Source organism: Pedobacter sp. 01T416_2 (assembly GCF_056398925.1).
Map to the genome: position 1 here is coordinate 1 of NZ_JBFTQI010000268.1, position 7,087 is coordinate 7,087.

Below are 7,087 nucleotides of genomic sequence, written 5' to 3' on the forward strand. Positions count from 1 at the left end.
GTATATGCCATTGAGCATTCTACTTTCAGTTTGTAGGCCATCCCATTCACTACTACACTTATATCTTAAGTTATGGTCTACCTCGTGCCAGCCTTCTGACAATGTAGTACGGAACTGTATCTCGAAAGTGCTGTCAACGAAAGCGAATTCATCCGTTTTTTTTGCCTTTAGCTCGTTAAATGTATTTTTTAAATCTACTGGCAGTGCACAGATCATGTTTTTTCTTAAGGGTTTAAAAGTATCTGATTCAGGCTGGTCATAAACGAGATCGATTTTTTCAAAAATAGATGTACATATTTTTATTATTGGTTGAATATCATCATTAAAATAAGTCGTAATCCTGAATCCTATTAGATCTTGCATTTGCTTATCAGATTTATCATATTCTTTTCTCTTAAGCTTATCCTTTACCGAACTATCATCCTTGATCCTAGAAAATAATCTAAAAAGAATTCCTGAACGTTTAAGTTCTGTTTCTAATTTTATTCTGATATTTCTTTCAATAATTTCGAGTGCGTGCTCATTCATACTAATTCGGTTCTGTAATTTTCATTATAATAAACTATTCCTTTTTTTGTTAAATGGCTTAAATCACCCTTGAAATAAATAAGATCTTCTGCCTTGAGCTTATGTAGGATTTTTGAAATTTCCTTTTGATCCTCCTTGCTTAGTTCAGATTTAATGAAGGAGAGCTGACGATACCTAGGCGAGAGGCCTCCTGTTTTGAAGAACAAAGAAAGTACAGATTTCTCAAGGTTGACATCCTGAACCTTACTGGGTATATCAATATCGAATACCTGGCTTATTAAATCATTATTGTCTGTACAGCCAAAGGCCACAAAATAACTATCTGAATATGACGTTTTCGTGTCGAACTGACAGTCGTAAAAACGACAGTTTACGAATGAACAATTACTGAACGACTTAAAATTAAAGTTACAGTTGTAGAAAACACAATTGTTGAAAACTGTTTCGCTGAACTGGCCTTCTTTTTGGATTAGCATATCTTTCAGTTCAAAGCCGTCCAATATCGCATGTTTGTAGTCTCTTACTATCACTCCCAATAGATCTATGTCCAGCTTGAAGAAAAATTCGGCTTCGTAACGGAAGTTATAATCAAAAAATATCTGCCAAAGCTCTTTTTTATACTGCTCCGATTGTACCTTGAATGCTTCAAGAGCTAAAAGAGCGAACATTTGGTTTAATGATTCATAGAATTTGGGATTATGCTCAGCAAATTTACCCATAATAAGATTTTCACCTATTAGCGTTCCAAAAACAAATTCATTGACAAAACCGATTAGGTTTTTTTCCTTTCTATCCAGAAATGCATGATTAGATAGGGTGTCTGCCAACTGATCAATCCTTGGCCTTTTATCAGGTGTGTAATTTTTTCTAGTCTCTTCGAGTACCTTGGAATTGTATTCCTGGATCAACTCTTTTATGAAATCTTTGGTCTCTGTCTTGATATCAAGTTCGGTCATTAATCTGACTAGCTTTCTAAATATCCGTAGCTGTATTTCTGGTTCAAGTACTAAATTCTGCCTGATTTGCTCTCTTGTGAGAAGGAATTCAAAATATTTCTGAACAATCGATTCATTCTCAAATATCATGGTCGATAGTTCAGAGAAATCAATATATCTTAAATAAGTAAGTAGAACTGGGTTTGCGATTTTGTTAACTGGAAAGGAGGATCTATCAATGAGTTCAAGTTTATCCTTGGACAGCCAATTTTCTATTGAAGGTTCAGTAAGGGAAATTTTGGCGAGTGTGTAAGGAATATTTCTATCAATCATCCAGTTGTGAAATTCTTCGCTTGAAAAGATTGCTGTTTTTCTTGATGTAATAATAATTTTTGCATTATCTGTTAAAAGGTCAACAATAGTGGATAACATGCTTTCTACCTCCTCGAACCTGCTTGTAGAAAATGAAAAATCCTTAGATATCAATTCATCAAATCCGTCGATTATCAGCGGTATTCGTCCTTGCTTTATTTCATTGATGACTACTTTAGAATCAACTCTGTTAGAAAACTGTTCTTCAATTTCATTCTGGAGTATGTGCTTAAATATTGTTGCTCTTCTATCTCTGGAAAGCTCTGTGAAAAAAGGAATTTTATTAATAGATGTACTAATAAAGGAATTTAAGATTTCATAAGCTGTGCAAGTCTTTCCAAAACCAGCAGCCGCTTCGATAATTGTTAATAGTGGGCCATTATGCTTGTTGATCAGCCCAACTATTTTATCGGTTAAATTATCATTGGGGTCATCAGCGCTGAAGTGCAGAGATGATTGTTCTTCGTGTTCCTCATTAATAATAGAAAATTCATATGGTGACCTTATGTATTGATATTTAGCAGTTTCGGGCAGATTCTCCATTATTCTGCCAACAAAGTTTTTATACCTCCTTTTTAAATTATCAATGACTCCATCTGCTTTGAAAAAATCTTTGAATAAAATATCCTCTGCCTCAGAGACGCTGTTGAAGTCTCTGACTTTGACTCCGTAGCCCAATGCAGAATATTTTTTCTTTAGTGCTTCAGCATCTCCACTGCTATCAAGTTTTACAACATCTGCACCGCTATAAATACTTTTGGTAAATAGATAGACCCTTACCCCTGGGTAAGCTTTAGTTGTTTCATAGCCATAACTGATATAAACTTTATCAAGGTGGCTTATTTCGGTTTCATTCATATATAGAGATTCAATCTCGTGGATCACAGATTGTTTTTTTGGTTTTAAACTAATTTGTAAGTTACTAAAATCCAGTATTGTTAATAATACAATTTTTCAACAATCTGCTCATTCTGATTGTAGCATCTCGCTGAGACCCAAGCAAAATCAGTTTATAACAAAAAAAGCACATCTTTCGATGCGCTTTTAATCTTAGCTGGGAGGTGCAGAATGCAGAGCTTTTTGTCAGCAACCGTTATTTTTGCTAAAGTCACGTTTAAAAAGTACCTTATTATTTTGCTCAATATAGTCGCCTGATACAATCAAATATGGATGATTGGGCGAATACCCGGCGCTGTGGCTTTTTACCATTATTTTGTCGTTAACTTTCAGGCCATTTAACTGCTGAAATTCCTTAAGCGTGAATTGCATCATGTATTCTTCGCCATCAATCCTGACGATAAGCCATTTTGGTCCTGATTTCGCGTTTGCGCGCTGAAAAGTAACAGAGGTGACCACGGCCTCCATATTACTGAAATCCTTTATGTAATTCCTTATTTTATCATGACTGGCATGCACTTTTTTACCTTCAGGAGAAAGCTCCCATTTTTTGTACCTGATCCCGTCAGGAGAGGCCTCCCATTTTTTCCTGTCCTCCACCATGCGCGCTTTCATTTCAGCGGCAGACAGGGGCTTTGGGGATGGCTTAATTTCACGATTGGCAAATACTAATCCGCTCACCACAACCAGTGGTAAGATCAGCACATAGATGGTTTTTTTCATATGTTTCATATCCTTTCAAATTGATTAAGCGAATCTAGTTTGATATTTTTTGGATGGAGTGATTTGGATTGTAAATAAAAATGTAAATTTTGTAAATAAATCGTAAATAGTATTTGAAGGCCGATTGTAGCCCTTCGCTCAATGTTTTAAGTTAAGCACTGCGGTCGTCAGTCTGAGGGATAATTTATTGTATAAAAATCAATTTGAATGATGCATATCCTTTTTTACCCAGGGGCTCATTCTTGCCTCGGCTCACCGCCGCCGAAAGGCTCTTTCTTTTTGGCATCAAAAAGACCAGCGCAGCTAGCTTGAATGCCGTTGAAAACATAAAAGCCCATGAAAAAACAAAAAATGCCGGCTGAAAATTTTTCTTTAAAGGTCAGTGGTGTGGCTGGGTCAGCAGAATCCGAAAAATTTGTTAGGCCGGATTTAAGTGGAACGGGGATACGGTGCTACGGCCTAGTTGGGCGGAAATGTATAGTGTCGCAAATATCCCATTCTGGACGTAGCGTCTCGCTAAGACCCAGGCAGCAAAAATAATTTAACCACGACTTGTCCCGATTTTCGGGAGATAGAAAGGATGCACACAGATATGGAAATCCGTGTTTATCTGTGTGCATCTGTGGTTAAAATTTACTGCGTGCGTTTCTTTTCCTCCTCACTGGCCGAAGTTCTTTTCCTGGCAGCCGTTGGATTACCGCCCAACCGGTACGAGAAGCTTAAAGTAGCACTGCGTGTATCGTTTTTCTCATAAAAACCATTATGTTGATTTTCGTAATCAACATCAATGCGGTAGGCATTTCTATAAAACATATCGTTTACAGCCAACCTTAAAGTGCCTTTGCCTTTAAACAAACTCTTGCTCAAACCTGCGCTCACATCATAAAGTTGTGCAAGTTTATAAATGCCCTGTATGGTAGGAGAAGAGTACCATGCGCTGATTTCTGCTTTCAATCCCTGTGTTTTGTTCAATGTAAAAGCATGATTAGTGCTGAGGTAAATACCCCAAACATGATAATCATAACGCGCCTGTAAATATCCCGACTTTTCCTGGCGGTAGGAGCCCTGTGCATAATTGTTGATTTCCCACCAGGAAGCTGGTTTAATGGGAAAGGAAGCCGAGAAACCCATTTCCTGACTCAAATCTAGATTTCTTTGAGTATCATAAAAGAGTTTTGAGGTGTTATCCTGTACCGAGATGTTACTAAAATAATCAACCACCCGCCGTAGGTAAAATGAAATGTTATATTGCTGTTTATAGGTATAGCCCAGTTCGCCATTGTAAATAAAAGCGGGTTGCAGCGCAGGGTTTCCTTTCAGGTAAGTGTAAGGGCTGGTATAAGATTTAAAAGGGTTTAACCTCCAGTATTCAGGTCTGTTGATCCTTGAATTATAAGTGAGGTTTATTTCGTTGTCTTTATTCATTTTATAAACCACAAAAAGCGTTGGGAAAAGCTTAAAATAGTGGTTCTGGTTGTTGGTGTTTAATACCATCGATTTGCCATTTGTTCGGGTATATTCACCCCGTAGGTCGCCCTCAAAACTCCATTTGCCCGCATCTCCGCTAATACTGGCATAAATAGCCGATATGTTTTCTGCATATTCAAAGCGGTCGCTGCGGTTAGGTACCAATTCAGGGCCGGTTGCCGGATTATTATAAAAATCAAAACTGTTACGCGTGCGGACACTGCTATATTTTACACCCGATTCAAACGTCCATTTCTTCCAGAACTTATCCGAATAATCCAGTTTTCCCGAATAGATATTGATATTCTGGTCAGACGGGGTAAAGATGTGGTAATTGTCGGGAAGCAGATTGCCATTGGCCAATGTGCCATAAGTATCTACCTGCTGGCTGTTTTTGTTCTGGTAAGGAACATAATCTAAATCCACATTAATATTCCGGCCGTTGGTATCTAATTTAATTTTGTAGTTGAGATTGAAACTATATTGATAGGCTTTTCCATTAGAAACGTTTTGGGTATGAAGAATAGAATCTGGTAGTGCGGAGTGGTTGTTAACAATAGTCGTTAATGTGCTATTCGGTCTGCTGTTCGCACCATTGTAGCCATTTACCAAAATCCCGATTACCTGTTTGTCGGTCAGGTTGTAATCGGCGCCGATTTTATAACTATTGGCGTTTCCCGAACGTATTCCCGATTTATCATTCTTCCAGTCTGCATAGTTTCCCGGCGAGTCGAAAATGATGTACTCACTCTCCGTATGGTCCTTTTTACGTCTGCTGTAGCCATAACTGCCATATACATTCAATTTGTCTTTCCGATAATTGAACACCATACTTGGGGTATAGCTGCTATAGGCTGATTGGGTATAACCGCCGGAAAGCACCACGTTAAAGCCATCGCCTTTTGGTTTTTTAGAAATAATATTGATTACTGCACCGCCCTGGGCATCATACCTGGCCGTTGGATTGGCAATAATTTCTATTTTGGCAATATTGTCCGAAGGAAGGCTCCGGAGGTATGCGGCCAGATCTTCGCCCGATAACCTGATAGGCTTATCATCCATGTAAATCACCACACCTTTGTTGTTCGCCGTTACCCCACCATCAAAACGCGTCTGTACGCCTGGTGCTTTGCCCAATGCATCCCAAACCGTTGCACCACTGGCTACGATGCTATTTTCGACATTGAATATCACCCTGTCGATTTTTCTCACAATAAGTGGTTTTGAAGCAGATACCGTTACCTGCTCCAGGGTTTTATCCTCACTGGTCATCACGATCACAACCGAATCCATCGGAAGATTCAATGCCTGAACCGTATTTTGATATCCAACAGCATTAACCTTTAAAATGTAACTGCCTTTAAAAAGCTGCGGGAAACTGAACAACCCGTTTTTTGAAGCCTGGATGGTTAGGGTCGAGTCTCCACGGCGCAAGCCAATGGTTGCCCCATCAATCGGTTCACCGGTTTTATCGGTTACCAAACCTTTACGTAATTGTGCTAAAGCGATCAAGGGGAAGCAGAAAAGAAGGAGTAGGGTTAACTTTTTCATGTTTCAAAACTAAATGCTTTGCATGTTAAGCAAAGTTAATCTCGGTTAAATATGGTTAAATCTTCGGCCCAGACTTCCATTGATAAAATGAATTGTTCAATTTAGGGGAATGAAATGGCTTCGCTCCAGATATGTTCTTCCGCTGGCGGTTATTACACTGATCATTAGCCTGTGCCTGCAATGTGCATGGATACGGCAGTTGTATCTGGCGCAAAAGAAATCTGTTGCTGTAGTGCTCGAATCTATTGTTAGCGATGCTTCGAGGCAGATAAGCTATCAGAGCATCGTGAAGGGGCACGAGAAAAGTATCCGTTTTCAGCAGTTTTTTCTCTCACCAGAATGGTTGGTGCTGAAGCACGCTTTTGATGATTTAAAAGTGGATAACCTGCGCAGCCGGTTCCATTATGGAATTACCAATGATAGTTCGGTGGTAGAAATGAAAATGTCGTTCCCGAACAATCCTAAAAAGCAAACCGATAACAAATCAACAGCCGTAATCGATGGCAAATCGCAGCAGGAAGTTTCGCTGGAAGATCAGCGGGACCTGAAGGAGATGGATAGTTTGGTAAACCGTCGGCTCAATGCGTTGGGTGTGGCTATGGATAGGAACTATG

Annotated in this window: 5 protein-coding genes; 1 reads left to right on the forward strand and 4 read right to left on the reverse strand. The window is 39.0% G+C overall.

The window, feature by feature from the left end; all coding sequences use genetic code 11:
• The 4 genes from AC1DPQ_RS12915 to AC1DPQ_RS12930 all read right to left on the reverse strand — a co-directional run.
• The coding region (locus AC1DPQ_RS12915) for a hypothetical protein (RefSeq protein WP_477609612.1) at window positions 1–528 on the reverse strand (528 nt) is incomplete at its 3' end.
• A complete protein-coding gene (locus tag AC1DPQ_RS12920; protein WP_477609614.1) occupies window positions 525–2,693 on the reverse strand; it encodes a pentapeptide repeat-containing protein in 2,169 nt (722 codons plus the stop codon). The genes AC1DPQ_RS12920 and AC1DPQ_RS12915, both read right to left, overlap by 4 nt.
• Window positions 2,694–2,918: 225 nt before the next feature.
• A complete protein-coding gene (locus tag AC1DPQ_RS12925) occupies window positions 2,919–3,455 on the reverse strand; it encodes a hypothetical protein (protein ID WP_477609616.1) in 537 nt (178 codons plus the stop codon).
• A gap of 633 nt (window positions 3,456–4,088) precedes the next feature.
• A complete protein-coding gene (locus tag AC1DPQ_RS12930) occupies window positions 4,089–6,473 on the reverse strand; it encodes a TonB-dependent receptor (protein WP_477609618.1) in 2,385 nt (794 codons plus the stop codon).
• 109 nt (window positions 6,474–6,582) lie between these two features.
• Here AC1DPQ_RS12930 and AC1DPQ_RS12935 point away from each other — a divergent pair.
• A partial coding sequence (locus tag AC1DPQ_RS12935) for a hypothetical protein (RefSeq protein WP_477609620.1) occupies window positions 6,583–7,087 on the forward strand: 505 nt, incomplete at its 3' end.

Coding starts and splice junctions, on each gene's coding strand:
- AC1DPQ_RS12920 (WP_477609614.1), bottom strand. CDS start 2,693: ATGAATGAAACCGAAATAAGCCACCTTGATAAAGTTTATATCAGTTAT.
- AC1DPQ_RS12925 (WP_477609616.1), bottom strand. CDS start 3,455: ATGAAAAAAACCATCTATGTGCTGATCTTACCACTGGTTGTGGTGAGC.
- AC1DPQ_RS12930 (WP_477609618.1), bottom strand. CDS start 6,473: ATGAAAAAGTTAACCCTACTCCTTCTTTTCTGCTTCCCCTTGATCGCT.